Origin of the sequence: Nocardia sp. NPDC019323 (assembly GCF_044389845.1) — a bacterium.
Taxonomy (GTDB): Bacteria; Actinomycetota; Actinomycetes; order Mycobacteriales; family Mycobacteriaceae; genus Nocardia; species Nocardia implantans.
This window is the reverse complement of sequence record NZ_JBIRYN010000005.1, coordinates 153,620-169,864: the sequence shown is the minus strand read 5'-3', so window position 1 is coordinate 169,864 and position 16,245 is coordinate 153,620. Positions and strand designations below refer to the sequence as shown.

Annotated in this window: 17 protein-coding genes, 1 tRNA gene and 3 pseudogenes; 9 read left to right on the top strand and 12 right to left on the bottom strand. The window is 66.9% G+C overall.

The genetic code is table 11. The features are described from left to right. Positions 1 to 8: 8 nt before the first annotated feature. From ACH49X_RS20055 to ACH49X_RS20045, 3 genes and pseudogenes are all read left to right on the top strand, one after another. The gene (locus ACH49X_RS20055) at positions 9 to 386 is read left to right on the top strand and encodes a helix-turn-helix transcriptional regulator (protein ID WP_195082966.1); all 378 of its coding nucleotides are present in this window, start codon (positions 9 to 11) and stop codon (positions 384 to 386) included. Next, positions 383 to 1,123 (top strand): MIP/aquaporin family protein, encoded by a 741-nt coding sequence (locus ACH49X_RS20050; protein WP_357105386.1) that lies wholly within the window; start codon positions 383 to 385, stop codon positions 1,121 to 1,123. The genes ACH49X_RS20055 and ACH49X_RS20050 overlap by 4 nt, the downstream gene beginning before the upstream one ends. A 15-nt stretch (positions 1,124 to 1,138) precedes the next feature. Then, positions 1,139 to 1,273 (top strand): annotated as a pseudogene (locus tag ACH49X_RS20045) (heat-shock protein HtpX); the annotation flags it as partial. Between the two features lie 111 nt (positions 1,274 to 1,384). Here the strand turns inward: ACH49X_RS20045 and ACH49X_RS20040 are convergent. Together ACH49X_RS20040 and ACH49X_RS20035 are read right to left on the bottom strand one after the other, a co-directional pair. Beyond that, entirely contained in the window at positions 1,385 to 2,338 is a 954-nt protein-coding gene (locus ACH49X_RS20040) for an NAD(P)-dependent alcohol dehydrogenase (RefSeq protein WP_357207874.1), read from the bottom strand. A gap of 324 nt (positions 2,339 to 2,662) precedes the next feature. After that, positions 2,663 to 3,061, bottom strand: a complete 399-nt coding sequence (locus ACH49X_RS20035; RefSeq protein WP_357207876.1) for a hypothetical protein — start codon at positions 3,059 to 3,061, stop codon at positions 2,663 to 2,665. A 600-nt stretch (positions 3,062 to 3,661) separates the two neighbouring features. Here ACH49X_RS20035 and ACH49X_RS20030 point away from each other — a divergent pair. Further along, positions 3,662 to 4,492: an aminoglycoside phosphotransferase family protein gene (locus ACH49X_RS20030; protein ID WP_357207878.1), complete on the top strand. Its 831-nt coding sequence runs from the start codon at positions 3,662 to 3,664 to the stop codon at positions 4,490 to 4,492. Positions 4,493 to 4,557: 65 nt separating this feature from the next. On the opposite strand, the gene ACH49X_RS20025 is transcribed toward ACH49X_RS20030, so the two are convergent. Together ACH49X_RS20025 and ACH49X_RS20020 are read right to left on the bottom strand one after the other, a co-directional pair. Further along, on the bottom strand, positions 4,558 to 4,806 hold the full coding sequence (locus tag ACH49X_RS20025; protein ID WP_195082960.1) for a hypothetical protein: 249 nt from the start codon (positions 4,804 to 4,806) through the stop codon (positions 4,558 to 4,560). Between the two features lie 519 nt (positions 4,807 to 5,325). Then, on the bottom strand, positions 5,326 to 5,682 hold the full coding sequence (locus ACH49X_RS20020; RefSeq protein WP_357207880.1) for a hypothetical protein: 357 nt from the start codon (positions 5,680 to 5,682) through the stop codon (positions 5,326 to 5,328). A gap of 366 nt (positions 5,683 to 6,048) precedes the next feature. On the opposite strand from ACH49X_RS20020, the gene ACH49X_RS20015 reads away from it, so the two are divergent. Further along, positions 6,049 to 6,303: a hypothetical protein gene (locus tag ACH49X_RS20015; RefSeq protein ID WP_357207883.1), complete on the top strand. Its 255-nt coding sequence runs from the start codon at positions 6,049 to 6,051 to the stop codon at positions 6,301 to 6,303. A 6-nt stretch (positions 6,304 to 6,309) separates the two neighbouring features. On the opposite strand, the gene ACH49X_RS20010 is transcribed toward ACH49X_RS20015, so the two are convergent. The 4 genes from ACH49X_RS20010 to ACH49X_RS19995 all read right to left on the bottom strand — a co-directional run bounded on the left by ACH49X_RS20010 (position 6,310) and on the right by ACH49X_RS19995 (position 9,907). Then, positions 6,310 to 6,648 carry a GNAT family N-acetyltransferase gene (locus tag ACH49X_RS20010; protein ID WP_357207885.1) on the bottom strand — a complete coding sequence of 113 codons (339 nt, stop codon included), beginning with the start codon at positions 6,646 to 6,648 and terminating at the stop codon, positions 6,310 to 6,312. A 97-nt stretch (positions 6,649 to 6,745) separates the two neighbouring features. After that, the gene (locus tag ACH49X_RS20005; RefSeq protein WP_357207887.1) at positions 6,746 to 7,273 is read right to left on the bottom strand and encodes a hypothetical protein; all 528 of its coding nucleotides are present in this window, start codon (positions 7,271 to 7,273) and stop codon (positions 6,746 to 6,748) included. A 33-nt stretch (positions 7,274 to 7,306) separates the two neighbouring features. Beyond that, positions 7,307 to 8,461: a glycosyltransferase gene (locus ACH49X_RS20000; RefSeq protein ID WP_357207890.1), complete on the bottom strand. Its 1,155-nt coding sequence runs from the start codon at positions 8,459 to 8,461 to the stop codon at positions 7,307 to 7,309. A 33-nt stretch (positions 8,462 to 8,494) separates the two neighbouring features. Further along, on the bottom strand, positions 8,495 to 9,907 hold the full coding sequence (locus tag ACH49X_RS19995) for an FAD-binding oxidoreductase (RefSeq protein ID WP_195082956.1): 1,413 nt from the start codon (positions 9,905 to 9,907) through the stop codon (positions 8,495 to 8,497). A 123-nt stretch (positions 9,908 to 10,030) separates the two neighbouring features. On the opposite strand from ACH49X_RS19995, the gene ACH49X_RS19990 reads away from it, so the two are divergent. The 3 genes and pseudogenes from ACH49X_RS19990 to ACH49X_RS19980 all read left to right on the top strand — a co-directional run bounded on the left by ACH49X_RS19990 (position 10,031) and on the right by ACH49X_RS19980 (position 11,720). After that, on the top strand, positions 10,031 to 10,648 hold the full coding sequence (locus ACH49X_RS19990; protein ID WP_195082955.1) for a TetR/AcrR family transcriptional regulator: 618 nt from the start codon (positions 10,031 to 10,033) through the stop codon (positions 10,646 to 10,648). A 272-nt stretch (positions 10,649 to 10,920) separates the two neighbouring features. Beyond that, on the top strand, positions 10,921 to 11,208 hold the full coding sequence (locus ACH49X_RS19985) for a hypothetical protein (RefSeq protein ID WP_195082976.1): 288 nt from the start codon (positions 10,921 to 10,923) through the stop codon (positions 11,206 to 11,208). Positions 11,209 to 11,229: 21 nt separating this feature from the next. Next, positions 11,230 to 11,720 (top strand): annotated as a pseudogene (locus tag ACH49X_RS19980) (IS701 family transposase). Between the two features lie 191 nt (positions 11,721 to 11,911). On the opposite strand, the gene ACH49X_RS19975 reads toward ACH49X_RS19980, so the two are convergent. The 3 genes and pseudogenes from ACH49X_RS19975 to ACH49X_RS19965 all read right to left on the bottom strand — a co-directional run bounded on the left by ACH49X_RS19975 (position 11,912) and on the right by ACH49X_RS19965 (position 15,732). Further along, positions 11,912 to 13,102: a DUF3558 family protein gene (locus ACH49X_RS19975; RefSeq protein ID WP_357207892.1), complete on the bottom strand. Its 1,191-nt coding sequence runs from the start codon at positions 13,100 to 13,102 to the stop codon at positions 11,912 to 11,914. 364 nt (positions 13,103 to 13,466) lie between these two features. Next, positions 13,467 to 14,585, bottom strand: a pseudogene (locus ACH49X_RS19970) (IS701 family transposase); the annotation flags it as partial. Positions 14,586 to 15,351: 766 nt separating this feature from the next. Further along, positions 15,352 to 15,732 (bottom strand): hypothetical protein, encoded by a 381-nt coding sequence (locus ACH49X_RS19965; protein WP_397070470.1) that lies wholly within the window; start codon positions 15,730 to 15,732, stop codon positions 15,352 to 15,354. A 27-nt stretch (positions 15,733 to 15,759) separates the two neighbouring features. Between ACH49X_RS19965 and ACH49X_RS19960 the strand changes: the two genes are divergently transcribed. After that, positions 15,760 to 16,164, top strand: a complete 405-nt coding sequence (locus ACH49X_RS19960) for a hypothetical protein (RefSeq protein ID WP_195082952.1) — start codon at positions 15,760 to 15,762, stop codon at positions 16,162 to 16,164. Here ACH49X_RS19960 and ACH49X_RS19955 read toward each other — a convergent pair. Next, a tRNA-Leu gene (locus ACH49X_RS19955) sits at positions 16,143 to 16,230 on the bottom strand. The genes ACH49X_RS19960 and ACH49X_RS19955 overlap by 22 nt on opposite strands. Positions 16,231 to 16,245: the final 15 nt, after the last annotated feature.

Below are 16,245 nucleotides of genomic sequence, written 5' to 3'. Positions count from 1 at the left end.
ATCGATGTGTGTCGAAACCGAAGTTGCCGCTGATCGGCGTGACCTCATCCTCGTGTGAGGTCACGCCCCTGGTCCGCCAACCACTGACCGCCGAGGCCGCCACCGAGCTGGCCGGCGTCTTCAAGGCATTGTCGGATCCGGTGCGGTTGCGGCTGCTGTCGGTGATCGCCAGCCACGCCGGGCAGGAAGCCTGCGTCTGCGACATCTCCGCAGGCTTCGACGTCGGCCAACCCACCATCTCCCACCACCTGAAAGTCCTGCGTGAGGCCGGGTTGCTCAGCAGTGAGCGGCGCGGGTCGTGGGTCTACTACCGCATCGAACCCGCCGCTCTACGCGAGCTCGCCCAGCTGCTCGACAGCACCGCCCCCGCGGCGGTCACCCGATGAACGACCGGGCGCGGCGGTTGCTGGCGGAGTTCGTCGGGACCGCGCTGCTGGTCACCGTCGTAGTCGGCTCGGGCATCGCCGCCCAGCAGCTTTCGCCGGGGGATGTCGGGTTGCAGCTGCTGGAGAACTCCACCGCGACCGTGTTCGGGCTCGCGGTGCTGATCGTGGTCTTCGGACCCGTCTCCGGCGCGCACTTCAACTCCGCCGTCTCCGCCGCCGACTGGCTGCTGGGCCGCCACCATGGCACCGGACTGACCGGCCGCGACCTCGGCGGCTACCTCGCCGCCCAAACCATCGGCGCCGTCTTCGGCGCGGCCCTCGCCCACGCCATGTTCGACCAACCCGCCCTACAGATCTCCACCCATCACCGCATCACCAGCGGCCACCTGCTCGGCGAAGTCGTCGCCACCGCCGGACTCATCGCGGTCGTCTTCGCCCTCGACCGATCCGGCCGCGCCGCGCTCTCGGCCGCGGCGGTCGCCGCCTACATCGGGGCGGCCTACTGGTTCACCAGCTCCACCTCCTTCGCCAACCCCGCCGTCACCATCGGACGCGTGTTCACCGATACCTTCGCCGGAATCGCCCCCACCTCCGCGCCGGGATTCATCACCGCCCAAATCCTCGGCGCGCTCCTGGGCCTGGCGCTGATCGCCGCCCTCTATCCGACCACCGCGGCCGGCGCCGACAATGCCGTCGTCCCCCACGACACCACCACCACGCCGACCGTCGCCGACTGAAGGCCCTCTCCGGCAATGCTCCCCACACCCAGCGTGCTGTTCGTCTGCGTCCACAACGCCGGACGCTCACAAATGGCCCAAGCCTTCCTCACCCACCTCGCCGGCGACGCCGTCGAAGTCCGCTTCACCGGCTCCGCACCACGACGAACCCGCGTCAGCCTAGCGGCAGGCAGAAGGGAACTCGAGTGCGCGCTCATGCGGAATATCGGGCGCCAACGAATTGATCAAACCGGACATCCCTGAAGCAGCAGCACCCGCAAATCAGCGGATCTGGACCACTACTTTGCCGAGGGCGTGTCCCGTACCTACGTGGGACAGCGCTTTGGCGGTCTCGTCGAGTGGGAAGGTGTGGTCGATGTGGATTCCGATCCGTCCTGCGACACATGCCTCCGCGAGGGGTGTGAAGTGCGCGGGCCCTTCCTTCACCGCGAGGACTCCGAGAGAACGCCCGGTCACCAATCCGGCGAGCACGCCGACCGTCGTCATCCGCAGCAACGCGCTTGTGGTGCCGCCGACGCAGCGGTACCGGCCGCCGCGGGCGACCGACCTGCGGTAGGCGAAGACCGACCGGTGGGCGACCAGGTCGAGTACTCGGTCGTATGGTCCGGTTCGGGTGAAGTTTTCGACGCGATAGTCGATGACCTCGTCTGCGCCGAGCGTGCGCATGAACGCCAGCTTGTCGGCGTTGTCGACCGCGGTCACGTGCGCACCGGCGTTCTTGGCCAACTGGATTGCGAACGCTCCGGATCCGCCGCCCGCTCCGTTGATCAACACCGACATTCCGGCAGCGATATCGGCCGTGCCCTGTAGTGCGATCGCCCCGGCTTGGGGCAGGGTCGATGCTTCGGCGAAGCTCAGCGACGCCGGTTTGTGGGCCAGCGCCGATTCAGGAGCCACGGCATATTCAGCGAATCCGCCCTTGAGCATCAGATTGTCGCCGTAGACCTCGTCACCGGGTGCGAACAGGGTGACCTCGGAGCCGACGGCTTCGACCCGTCCGGCGATATCGGATCCGAGAACCGGGCGACCGGGAGTCCGGAGGCCGCCGATGCGCGAATACAGCGGCGTCCCCCGCAGTGTCTCCCAGTCGGAGAGGTTGATCGACGTCGCGTGCACCTGGACCAGAACCTGTTTCGGCGCCGGAGACGGCATTGGGGTATCCGCGATCGACAGCACCTCGGGGCCGCCGTAGCGGTCGTACACGACGGCCCTCATGCGATACCGGCGCGGAGGATCGAGCGACAGCGTGACACGTGAGAAAGTCTAGTCGGCGGGCCGCCCCGCGACCGGCGAACTGTGCGTCGGCATTCGGCGCGAGCGAGATCTTTGCGACATAACGCATCTCATGTTCTCAGGGAGGGCGGCCCGCGTGTTCTCGAAGCCGGCTTCCCCTGAGGACCGGGGCACGGACGGGTGGTGCTTTCCGACCGGCGACTGCCGCGTATCCATAGGCTACGGATTCATGATCGGGCCCGGAGGCGAATTCGGAATCGACGCCAACCAATGGACACCTCTGCACACCAGCACGCAGCCGCACGGTCAGTCGTCGTTTTGGGGGCACTCGAGCCGGTGTTCTGCGGAGACGATTAGTGAGTTCAGGTAATTCAATGCGGCGGTGGTGGTCTCGGGCTCGCTGAGCAGCCGGTCGCGTTCGTCACGGTCGAGTCCCAGCCGTGTCGTGCAATAGTCGCGGATCAAGATCGACGCGCCGCTGGGCCCGATGACGGAAACGAACCGGTAGCCACTGCGCCACCGCGACCGGCCCGCGGGGTGCGGGCGGGCACCGTCGAGCAGTGCGGTCCATCCCCCGACACATCCGACAAGGCTGTGGGCGGTGGACCCGATCCACAGGTTCGGGCAGTGCAGGCTCGGGTGCATGGTGAGCAGATCGCGCACTGCGACGGAGAGGCGCAGGGCGGCGGGAGAAGCGATCGGCACAGGGCCTCCTGAATGATGGATCAGCGAAGAATCTGCGGCTGCGACAGGTGGTTTCGCCGTCACAGCAGCCTCTTGCAGCGACAGCGAGCTCAGCGGCACGGCGCAGTGGGGGACAGAGGGTGTGGATCAGTGCGTGGGGTGGTCGGCGGGTCGATCGCGAGGTCGAGATGGTCGGTGCTGGTGACCAGGACACCACCGTCGGTCGCCAGAATCCGGACGCCGTTGCTCAACTCGATGTCGGTGTCGTGCTCGGCGAGCGGGCCTGGGGCGGATCGAGGTGACCAGCACCGTGGGGCGACCGGCGCGCACCCACACATCCAGCAGAACGGGGACGGCGTCGATGATCTCGGGCAAAGGCTCGCCGGCCAACTGCACACATTCAGTGGTCAGATCCGGTGGAAGCGGCCAGCGAAAGTTCCCCATGGACGGCCTGTTCCGAATCCTCACAGGCGGCCAGCTGGCGCGATCCGGCACACTGCTAGCAACGCTCGGCGATGCCCATTGCAGGCCGTCTTTCGGACCGCTCTCCGCGAAGCCCGGCCGGTCACCTGAAACACAAACCACGCGACATCAGGGGTCACCGCCATGACAATCTCCAGCGTGGAAGAAGTCGAAGTTATTGTCGCCCATCACGAGCGCGCGACCCTGCGCGCCGGCGACGTATTCCTGAAGATCGACGCCGATCAGACACGCACCGACGCAGAGGTCGAAGCGATGGCCAGGGCGCCGATCCCAACTCCAGAGATCCTGTGGCGCAAACCGCCGGTGCTTGCGCTCGCCGCCCTCCCAGGAAGGGCACTCGGCCGCCTCGGCGAGCCGTCGGCCGCGTCGCCGGCGGCATGGGCCGCCGCGGGTGCCGCCATACGGAGGCTGCACGACGCACCGCTGCCACCCTGGCCCGGCCACAGCGGCCGGGGTCTCGACGAGTTGGCGGCGCAGCTCGACGTCGAATGCGCGTGGCTCGTCACGAACGACGTCCTTCCCCCCGACCTGGTCGCACGTAACCGCCAAGCCGCCGAAGCCGCGCTCAGGCCGTGGACCCCGGTGTTCACGCACGGCGATCTGCAAGTCAGCCACGTATTCGCCATCGGTGACGAGATCACCGGCGTGATCGATTGGTCGGAGGCGGGCCAGGGCGATGCCCTCTACGACCTCGCCACTTTGACGCTCGGACACGAGGAGCGCCTTGCCGACGTCGTCGCCGGCTACGGCACCGACGTCGACCTCGATGTGATCCGCGCATGGTGGTCGTTGCGAAGCCTGCTGGGGGTCCGCTGGCTAGTCGAGCACGGCTTCGACCCGACCTCGCCAGGCTGCGAAGTCGACGTGCTGAGAACCCAGGCGATGCGAGATCGACGAGAACGCGACATCCGGTCACGCCGCACTCCGTCATCAGACCGGCGCCGCACGATAGCTTCGGTGGTCAGATAGCTTCCCATCAAGTGGCCGCCAGTGGGGATTCTCGACTGGCCACTGACAACCGCGCGCGAGCGCGGTCACGTCGAGATGGCACCGAAGGTGCCGCAGGTCGATACCGATGCGGGGACGGTACCGGCGGCGATGTGGTCGGTGATCTCACGGTGCATCTGTGCTGTGATCTGCGAGATCGCGGGCGCGACGGCTGGGGAGAGTTCATGGTCGAAGCCGATGGGATGATTGAAAAGGGCAGCGTCCGCCGGGATGGTGCAGTCAGGCGGTAGTGGGATGAGCCCTTCGTGGTCGAGCGCTGTGATGAGTGCGTGCACGGCGCGCTGTCAGCACCGCAAGATGATCACCCCGGTACGTCTGTCCGGTGGTGTCGTAGGAACTGCGGGGTGTGCTGTGGCCGTTGCGGGAAGAGGGCACTGTCGAGGGATCTGTTCCGCGGCGATCTCGGCCAGCGACAGCGTGGTGACGTGCGCGTGGGCAGACCAGTTTTCCGTGCATGCCGGGATGACTCCGCCGCTCATTTGCTGCGCGGGTTTCGCGGGGCCAGTGGTGTGGGGCGTCTGCGTCGCGGGATGGGCTGTGGCGGGTTGCGGGGTTGTCGGCTGTGTCGCGGCGCCGGTCGGTCGGGCGGTTCGATGGCGGCCTGATGGTCGTGGCTGGCGGATGGACGCCGGATGGGGCAGGCCGAGTGCCACTGGCGGACTGGCTATTGGAGCGCACGACGCCCCGATCGGTTGTCGAGCTGAACGCCAGACGAGAGGTTGGTGGAACTTCCATGCACGACCCGACAGTGCCGCAGCGAGGCCGCGCCGTGGGCGGGGGTGTGCAGGTTGCGGTCAGGCGTCGAGACTTACATCCGGCGCGTTCTGCGACACGGCGGCGCCGTAGGTGGTTGATGCGCCTACGGTGGTCTGGACGCCGGAGCGCGGGCTGTGGGTCAGTCCGGCCGCGTCGATCGCGTCGCCGATGTGCGCGCCTGTTGTCTGCGTGCGGATGTTGTCGAGGATGATGGCGAGGTCACGGTGGTTGGTGGGGTTCAGTACTGCGGGGGCGGTGGGGTCGGCGCGCGGGATTGTGATGCGCCGGAAGACCCCGAGCAGGACACGATGGCCGGTCGGCTTGCGCCCGCCGGTGTCACGTGACCACATGCCCGCCCAGTTCCATTCCCCGGTTTCGACGAGGCTGTAGTCCAATTACCATTGCGCGGCTGCGCTCACGACTGCCCGCACCTGACCGGTCAGCCGGGTGGTGCCCCGCTGGTACCGATCGACCAAGGCATCGTGCCGTCAGACCATCACCTCGAGCCACCGAAAGCGAGCCAAAGCCGTTGTTCCGACAAGACGGCCGCGACGTGGACGGCCTATCCAGCTTCGCTGGAATGAGATTCGTCGCTGTAGGCACAAGTGCGAGCCCAACTCGCCGTACTGGACGGGGGATCTGACCGGTCGATGGGGAGGGGCCGCGGTCGATGATCGTCGAGTCGCCCCTGGAATCGGCGGGTGTTGCCATGCTGCCTGCGCTGATAGAACGGTGTGAGATCCCGCAACGGAAGGAACCCAATGGGGCGAACGATTCCCGCGACTGCCGCGCCGGTACGCCGCACCCTGGTTGTAGCGCTGATTGCCGCCGCGATCGGGGCGCCGAGCGCGGTGACGGCGACTGCCGAGGCGCCGCCGACTCGGGATGACGGCTTTTGCATCGATGAGAAGACGCGCGTACGCAACGGGTTGCGCATCAGTGACCCCAGTTGCATTCATGACCACAGCCGCTTCCACAATCACGAGCGCTTCCATATTCCGCCGAATCATTCCTGAACCCGGCTACCTCCCGAAGGTTGAGGCTTCATGACCACAGACGCGCACGCGGTGCAAGGTCAGGTGCCCGTGCGTCGCGGCCACCTCGGCAGTCACTTCGAAGCCGAGCCGCCGGTAGAACCGGAGGTTGCGCTCATCCGAGATTTTTAAAAAGTTAGGGACACCGGCCTGCTCGGCGGCTTTCATGCCGGGCAATACGATGGCTTTACCAAACCCCTGCCTTGCGCCGATAGCCGCAGCCCGTTCCGTGTCGGGATGCGTCCACACCGCCACCGCGTCACCATCGTCGGCGACCCATACCCGACCGTGTTTCAACCCGACGTGTCCCACCAACAGCCGCTGCATCGCGCTCACTCGTTCGGATGCCACCACATGACGTGCCGTTTGAGCATTTCGATGCGGTTGACGTGCCCTTCGACTGTTCCGCTGCTCCAGGACATGGTCAGCCCGGCGGTGACCGCGTCCTGGTCGCGGCGCAACCCCGGACGAACGAGTGCAGGGCTGGCTGGTCATCGTTGTCGACGGCGGTCATCCACTGTTCGAGATCTCGCCCGCGCCGCTGGGCCATGATCTCGGCGGAATCGCGGACATGCCCGGTCAACGCGGCAAGTTGCGGGCTGGCGGCCAGGATCGCGTCGAGGCGGGCCCGATGCTCGGGAGCGAGGGCGTCGGGGTCGGTCATGATCCAGCTGGCGACTTTCCGGACGGTCGGTGGCTTGGGTGGCAAGACCGGGATGTGCGCAAGGGCGCGGAAGGGCTGCAGGTAGTTGCGCACCATCTTCTCGCTGCCCCGATAGCCGTGTGTCCTGATCTCCTCGAATAGCCGAGTTGCGTTGGCGCAGCCCTCGTTCCACCGTCGATACAGGTCAGGGTTGTATGCCTCGAGCAGGCTGATGCGGTATCCGGTGCGGTTGTGGACCAGCAGCTCATCGGCCGATTCAGCGCGGGCGAAGCGGCACGCACCGGACACCTGTACGTTGCTCTCGTGTGCGCGCCGTGGTGGTCAGCGGGCGTCGAGCACTGCGGCGAGGACGGCGCGCGGGCCGGGCAGGTCCTCGATCTCGGCGGCGATTTTCCTCGCGGCATTCCGATAGGAGTCGTCTCCCAGCACGGCCGCGAGGGCGGTTGTGATCTCCGCGGGATCTTGCACGGTGCGGGCGACACCGCCGGCGGTGGCCCGGGCGGCGGTGATCGTCTGGTCCGCGCCTTGTGGCCACAAGATCATCGGGAGACCGTGTGTGAGGGCGGACAGTACCGTGCCGGAGCCGCCGGCGCTGATAACGATGTCGGTGTCGGGGAGCAAGTCGGCCAGGGGAGTGAACGGGATGCGGTGCACCGACGTGCCCGCCGCGTCGCCGACCGGCTCGCTGCTGACCTCCCGCGCTGCGCGCGCCGGATCGTGGATCGACAATCCCTCGGTCACCACGACATCCACCTGCTGCGGGCGCACCGCCTCGACGACGGCGTCCAGCAGATGCGGTTCGGAGAAGATGGTCCCGAAGGTGACGAGCACGCGCGGGAGTCCGGCGGGCGGCGGATCGAGCCGTACGGTGGCCTCGCCCGGGCGCCGATGCGCTCGGGGGCGCAGCGGTAGCCGGGGAATCGGAGATGTCCAGCCGGGCTCCTGCAGGACGGACGGGCAGGGGTCGATATAGCCGCGGGTGGCGACCGGTTCCAGCCCGCGGGCGGCATGGCGGGTGGCGGCGGTTCGGGCGATCTCGTCGACGATCACGGTGGGCAGAGCTGGACCGAGACCGACCTGATGCCAGGGAATGTCCAAGGTCGCGGCGAGCAGGGGACCCACGGTGTCGAAGGCGTCGGCCAGGATGACGTCGGGGCGCCACCGCCGGGCGGCCGACGTCGCGGCGTCGGCGGTCCGATCCAACCGGGTGCCGCCGAACATCTCGCCGATCGTCGCCGGTGTGGGGTGGAAGACGTCCGCGCCGGTGCGTTCCGCCGTCTCCTCCGCGAACTGCAAGGGCATGGGGCCGGCCGCCAGATGCTGCACGCCGCAGGGCAACTCGGCCGCGATCATGTCGGCCATCCCGGCGCTGGTGAGAAGGGCGACGGTGTGGCCGTCGTCGAGCGCTGCGCCCATCAGGGGAGCGAGCGGCAGGAGATGCCCGTAGGCGGGCACGCCGCTGAAGAGAATACGCATGAGAACCCTTGTCTGTCGGATCGATTCGGGCGGCTAGCCTGCGCACACGCGCGTGGCCGATGCTGTGCTGTCCGGGTCGTCTGCGGGCAGGGGAATGGAGTGGAAGAGGGCGTCTGGGTCGTACCGCCGTTTGGCGGCGAGCAACCGGGTGGTGTTCGGGCCGTAGGCGTGGGCGATCCGGGCGGTGTCGCGGGGGCCGAGGAGATTGGGGTAACCGCCCGGCAGTGCGTCCGGCGTCAGAGCGTCCGCCAGGTTCGCCGCCCACGCGCGATGCGCCGGCTCGGCCGCGTCGCCGGGCTCCCACGCGGCGATCACCTCGACCGTCAGATGTGGGTGGCGATTACCGAAAGCGGTGTCGGTGACCGGGATTCGAGCGGCGGCGCCGTGCAGCGTGTGCAAGGCGACCGCGGACAGCGGTGAGGTCGCCGCGCCACCACCGGCTTGCAGGACGTCGCGTACCGCGGGGCTCAGTTCCGGGACTGTCCGCGTATCGATCTCGATGTGCCTGCCGGGCGGGAACAGCGCGTCGGTGCCTGCCATCAGGTCGGGGAGGGTGACGGGACCGATGTGGACCAGGAGCGGATCACCGAGGCGGGCGAAACTTTCGACCTCGTGCTCGCCCGTCCGGGCTGCGCCGCACCACGTCGGCGCGACGAACACGGCGGGCGAACCGGTCGGCCCGGTCACAAAGCCGCTCTGGACGGTTAGCGCGTCCGGAGTGCAGGCGGGAAGGTACTCGGCGAGCCCGGCCAGCACGGTGCCCGCCTGCTCGGCGGGGTACATGATCATGCCGGACAACAGCGCAGCGACGGCGTGCAGCCGGATCCGCATCCCGGTGACGACGCCGAAATTGCCGCCCCCGCCCCGGACCGCCCAGAACAGTTCCGGCTCCCGCTCGGCGTCCGTCGTCACCAGCGAGCCGTCGGCGAGCACGACGTCGACCGCGAGCACATTGTCCACCGCGAGGCCGAAACGCCCGCTGAGCGGACCGTATCCACCGCCGAGGGACAGGCCGACCATCCCGACCGAGCCCGCCGTGCCGGTGACCGCGACAAGGCCGTACGCGTGCGCGGCTTCGGCGACCTCGGCGCTGCTCGCGCCACCGGACACCCACGCCACCCGTGCGTCCGGGTCGACCCGCACCTGCCGCATGTCCGACAGGTCCAGGGTCAGGCCACCGTCGGTCAGTGCACGTCCGGCCCAGTCGTGGCCGCCGCCGCGAACCGAGAGCGGCACACCATGGTCGCGGGCCGCGCGGACGCCCGCTTGCACGTCAGCGGGCGTCCGGCAGCGCAGCACGACGGCGGGACGATGCCGCACGGCGCCGTTCCAGACGACGCATCCGGCGTCGTAACCGGCGCCCGAGGTAGCGACCTGCCCGGACGTGACCGTGCGGTGCAACGCCTCGAGAAGTGGATCGAGCGGAAACGGAGACGGTGTGATCACGATTCACCTCGAATCTTGCGATGGCCGATGCAGGCTCCAGAGTAAGGACATATTCATCAGAGTCAAGCTCTGATCAATGAGCTACGGCTCGGTTATCTGGGGATGAGCTATGCTGAGGCGACCATGACCGAACCTGCGAAGTCCCGGCGGGCCGAGTACGCCGAAGCGACTCGAGCCGCGATCATCGATGCCGCCCGCGAGTTGTTCGCCCGGCAGGGCTATTTCGCGACCACGGTCGACGAGATCGCCAAGCAGGCCCGCGTCGCTCCCGCCACCGTCTACGCGGTCGGCGGCGGGAAGCAGGGCCTGTTGCGCACGCTGGTGGATCTGTGGAGTGAAGCGCCGGTCGTCGCCGAGACGCTCGAGCGGCAGGAGACGCTGACCGACCCGGGTGAGATCGTGCGGCACGCGGCAGCCACCGTGCGATCGATGCGGGAGAACTACGGGGACATCATGCGGGTGGTGCTCGCCACCGCGCCGCACAATGCCGAAGCGGGCGACGCGCTGCGGATCGCCACCAAGCGATACCGCGACGCCATCGCCGCGCTGGCGCTCCGGCTGAACGACGTGGGCGGCCTGCCGCCGGACACCACGGTCGAACAGGCCACCGACATTCTGTGGTTCTACTTCGGCTACTCCGGCTATTTCACCCTGGTCGACGACAACGACTGGACCTTCGACCGAGCCGAACGCTGGCTCGCCGAGCAGGCGCTGGCCGCACTCAGGCGCTCAACGGAGTGAGTTCGGATCGAAAACCCGCGGGCAGCCTGCTGATTCCGGTGGCACAGTTGCGGGTTAGCCGACGACCACGCCGGTCAGCTCGTCGTTCGTGTCTCCAGACGTCGTATATTCATGTGCTTCAGCGGTTTCCGGGCTGGGCAGTTGTATCGCTCGGCCCTGTCGTCGCCGAGCGCTCTTCATCCTCAGTGATCCGGCCAGCCATTGGGCTCGCTCGTCGGTCTCGGCGACGATAACCGCCACACTGATCGAGATTCGCGGAGCCGGGTACAGCGATGACGGCTGAAGCGTTCGCAGGTAAGTCTGAGCTGCTGCAACGGATTCAGCGGCTTCAGATGATGGGCGGCAACAAACGGGAGCACCAGTCTCCCAGCGATCCGGGCGGTGTGGTCACCGCTGCCGAGCATCCAGATTTCAGGTCTGTGCCCACTGCGGGCACCGCCGCCACTCGCCCACCCCCGTTGTCCGCCTCGAACAGCGCGAGCAGTTTCCCGTACCTGATCTTCGAATGGTGTGGCCGTGCGTTCCTGCTCGCCGCGCACGCGGTCAGGCTGGTTAGGTGAGTCCGGACGGGATGCAGCGGGGTGTTGCGGGGGGCGGACTGGGACGTCGATGGAGTACGTGACGACGTGCGTGGCTATGTGGCCGAGCGGCTCGGCGACCGGGATGCGGTGTTGATCGCTGATGACACCGGGTTTCTGAAGAAGGGCATCCGCTCGGCCAGGGTGCAGCGCGAGTACTGCGGCACGGCCGGGCGGACGGAGAACTGCCAGATCGGGTGTTCCTCGGCTATGCCTTTCGCCGCGGACATGCCCTGGTGGATCGGGAGTTGTATCTGTCGGAGTCCTGGACCACCGACCGCGACCGCTGCCGCGCCGCCGGCATTCCCGACGAGGTGGAGTTCGCGACCAAGCCGCGTCTGGTGATGGCCATGCTGGAACGGGTGCTGGCAGCGAGGGTGCCGTTTGGGTGGTTCACCGCGGACGAAGCCTACGGTCAGGTCAAATACTTGCGGGTATGGCTCGAACAACACGACATCGCCCGCAATGACGCCGGATCCTCGGTCTGGCCGTAGTCGATGTGCGGGTTGGATGTACCCCAACATGACGTCCATGAACCGGTATGTCTTGCAGTAATGGGTGGCGGTGTTTTCGGGTCATCGGGTGGCGCAGGTGAAGAGCATGTTGTGATTCTGCGACTGCCTGTTCTGTCACAGCTGGTTGCCGATGTTCAGCCGCTGGACCCACGCGCAGTGCGGTGTCCGGGTCAACGGCCGACGGGGAAGTGCTGGGTCAGAGGGACTGCCAGGCGGGTGAGTTCGGTGCACAGGGTGCCTAGGTTGCCCGAGGTTTCGGTCGATGCGCGCACCTCGACGACGCCGGTCTTGATGCCATCCTGTGTGCCCTGGGGGATGTCGAGCAGGAGGGTGCAGGACGCACCGGGTACGTCGCGGGGCACGGCGAGCAAGGCACGCCGATCGCCCACCATGACCGGCCGGTGTTGGGTGAAAACCTCGTAGGCCCAGTCTGTGAACCGACTGTCCCGGGTGAATACGGCCACATCGTACGATGGGCCGGTCCACCGGCACTGTTTCGCCTCCGGGTACGGGATGTCCGTCTTCTTGGACTGTGGATTCAGGCCCGCTGCTGTGACGTCGGCGTCGGGGATCGTACACGGATCCCAGACCGGGCGGGGCGCAGTGGGTGTCGTGGGGTCCGGGGCCGTGGTCACGGCGGAAGCGGAGGTGGTCGCGGACTCGGGCCGAAACGTCTTGCGCGGCAGGCTCGCCGAAAGATTGTGGATGAGTGCGGCCGCGATGGATTCGGCGCCGGAGGCGAGGTCGTTACGCAATCCCGGTGAGTCGCCGGTGGGCGGAGTACCACTTGACCCGGACCAGTTCAGGCCTCGGGTGTGGACGTTGACGGCGAGGTTTCCGAGCCTGGTCCGCACCGCCACCGCAACCTGGTTCTTCCCCAGGGGCAGGGTCATGATGTCGGCGTGATCGCCGATGCCGCGTATGGGTGTCGGGGCTCCACTTGCCGAGGTGGGTTCGGTCTGGGTGGACGTCGTGGTCTGCCCGACCACGGCTGGGGTTGTCCACACCCAGAGATCGATCTTCGCCGTGCGCGAAAGAGGCTCGGGTGTGGACGCCTTGTCGGGGTGGGGAATCGGATCCTCGTAGGTGACCGTGCAGGTGAGCGTCTGCCCGGCCGCGTTGTCGAGCTTGGACGTGGTGACAGGCTGCGCATCCACCGTCGGCAGAGCGCCCGCGAATTGGTGCAGCGCATCGCCCGCCGCGGTGCCGATCTCAGCGCACGATGTGGGTAGTGCCGAGTATCCGGACGGATCCTGCGGCCCGGTCGTACCGCCACACGAGCAACTTACGGCGACTACGGCCCCTATGACCGCGATGCCTCGCTGTGATCGCGATCCGGCCCTCATCAGCTTCTCGAACATGCTGAACCCGCCTCGATATCGATCGTCACCGTAGGCGTGTCATCCCCGGTATCAGCGCACAGTAGCAGCCCTGTCCGGCAACCGAAAACCGATTCAGGCAAAGGCGGACGTGCAATGAGAACCTTTCATACAGAAACAAAACCAATCGTTCCGATGATAAGCACGGCCTTCTAATACTGTGACGGCAGTCAGGTGAGTGGGTGCCCTCGTCGTCGGTAGTGGGATAAGCGGGCTTGGTGTTGTCGTCGGCGGCGCCAGTTCGACCAGGCCCACACGTGGCGGGCGCAGCGAGCGCTGCCCAGGGCCAGAGCGATGGTCAGGCGTCGGATCTCCGGTAGCGTGAGGCCGATCATGCCGTCTTCGCTGGCAGTGGTTCCCCTTTTGCGGCAACGGCTTTCGCCCCGGTGAGCCAGGCCAGGGCGAGCATGGACAGGGTGATGTGGGCATACCAGGCCCGCCAGCTGCGGACCTGGTAGTGGTCCAGCCCGGCTTCGTTCTCGGCCTGCTGGAAACACTCCTCGATCCGCCACCGCGACCCCGCGATCCACGCCAGATCAGCGATCGTGGACCGGCGTGGCCCGTAGCAGACGTAGTAGGCGATCTGGGCGGGGTCGGTAATGCTGCGCCGCGCCAGCAGCCAGTGCCCGCGCCCGGGGTTCCCAGCCGATACGGATCGGCACCCGCGCCCAGTCGTAGTCGCGGGGTCCGTGCGCACCGGCACCGGCGGAGATCCGCTGCCATGCTCGTGCCGGCAGCGCGGCGACCAGCTCATCAGCGCGGGCCTCGGTGAACATGCCCGTGACCAGGGTGTCGTTGCGGCGAGTGGCCAGCACCTGGGCGATGTCGTGTTGTTCGAGCCATACCCGCAGGTATTTGACCTGACCATAGGCTTCATCCGCGGTGAACCACCCGAACGGCACCTTCACCGACACCGCCCGTTCCAGCATGGCCATCACCAGCCGCGGCTTGGTCGCGAACTCGACCTCGTCGGGAATCCCGGCGGCGCGGCAGCGGTCGCGGTCGGTGGTCCAGGACTCCGGCAGATACAACTCCCGATCCACCAAGGTGTGGCCGTGGCGGGAGGCATACGCCAGAACACCCCTATCTGGCAGTTCTCCGTGCGTCCGGCCGTGCCGGAGTATCGGCGCTGCACCCTGGCCGAGCGGATGCCCTTCTTCAGAAAGCCGGTGTCATCAGCGATCAGCACCGCATCCTTCTCACCGATCCGCTCGGCCACATACGAGCGCACGTCGTCACGGACACCGTCGATGTCCCAATCCGCCCACCGCAACAACCGCTGCATACCGTCCGGGCTCACCTCACCAGCTTGCTCGGCCAGCGTCCACCCGTTCTTCCGCTCCCGGCGCGCCACCAACCCCGTCACGTACTCCCGCGCCCGGCCCCGCGGCTCCGACCGGGCGAAACGGCCACCGATCCTCGCGTGCAACGAATCCAACTCCGCTGCAACAACATCCACGACCACCCCAGCAAGCTACCGGACTGACTGCCGTTGCAGTACTAGGCCCGGTGTGCGCATCGGAGTTCAAAGTTACTTGCTCCTACCGAACCCAAGGCAAATCCTGCCAATCCAGTCTCCCGGGTGGCAGTGCGGAGTACAGGTTGGCCGGACCTCGCTGACGTTAACTCGGCTTCGGTGCATGTTGCGTGCAGCGTAAGTCACGACTGACGGGAATCTGTGCGCGAGAGGGGACACCCGCAATGGCTTTCTGACTTCTCTGACTGCTATGGGTGTTCGAGTGCAGAGATTCCTGTATCCGATCGCGCCGCCCGGCGTTAGATAGCCTGAAAGGTGGGAGAATCGCGGACGGGTGGTCAGGAGCCTGACATGCCCACGTTCCGTCACAACAGATCACGCGCATCATGACGCCGATCTGTCATTGCTCATCCGCCAATGCGAATCGCGAGGATGATAGACACGGTCTCGGATTGCGGGTGCCAACAGTTCCGACATTCCGTATACGACTTTGGCTCCGACCATTCATCCGCCACACTGCCCGACTGTGCACTGATGGCCGGTTAGTGCTGGCCACTCGTCCGAGAACCGGTACAGCTATGGCGGTTTCGCCCGCTGTACCAGATGTGTTGCGAATCTTCCCAGTTGGCTCTGGGCATGCTGGACGCCCAGCAATCTTATGTCCCGCTGGGTGCTTCAAGCGCGGGGGAGCCGATTGTGTGCGCTAGCCCCAGCAACCGATGCGTTAACCACGGCAGCGATGGGCCTGGCATCATCAGAGTTGTTTGCCCCGAAAGCCCGAGCTGACAGATGATGCGGCCGCAGGATCGCGGCAACCGTTCCGGCCTGCCAACCGTCCTTGGCGCGATGCCTCGAAGCAGCAACTCGAGTAGCGCTCTGGGCATCCGACGGATTGAAGCTGCGGATCCTTTCCCTCGACGTGTCCGACCCGTATCCGCTGTGCCAGCGAGGCGATGCGTTCGACGACGACTGCCGGTGCCGCGCTGGCCACGCCCGACATTCCGTGGTGCTCGGGTACCCAGTACCGGTGATAGTCGAGGTCGTCGACTACGCAGCGCCATGCGCGCGTTCGACCGCTGCGTGATGGGAGCCGGCTCGCCAGCCAGCGGTCGATCGGCCCGACGACGACACCCACCCACCGCATCGTTCGATCGCGGCGCTCGTGGCCGCCCAAGACACCGATGACACCGTCGTTCAGCGACGCACGCTTCGACAACGGATCACGGACGCCGAGGCCCGACTCGCGCGTCACCTCGCCGCCATCGAGGCCGGAGTCGATCCGCAAGCCCTCGTCACGGCCATGAACGCGGCACAGGCGGACAAAGCGGCAGCTCAAGCCGAGTTGAAGAGCCTGCCCAAGATCAATCGACTCACTGGTATCGAGATCCGAAAGTTGATCGACTCGCTGGGCGATATCCGCGCGGTGCTCGCTGCGGGGGATCCGGCCGAGAAGACTCGGTTGTACCGAGCCCTGGCCTTAGAAGTGCGCTACCAGCACCAACAGCAACTCGCAATCGTTGATGCCGCCCCCTGTGGGGTTAGCACTGGTGTCCGGAGGGGGACTTGAACCCCCACGCCCGATAAAGGGCACTAGCACCTCAAGCTAGCGCGTCTGCCATTCCGCCACCCGGACCGGTGTGCCCAGCAA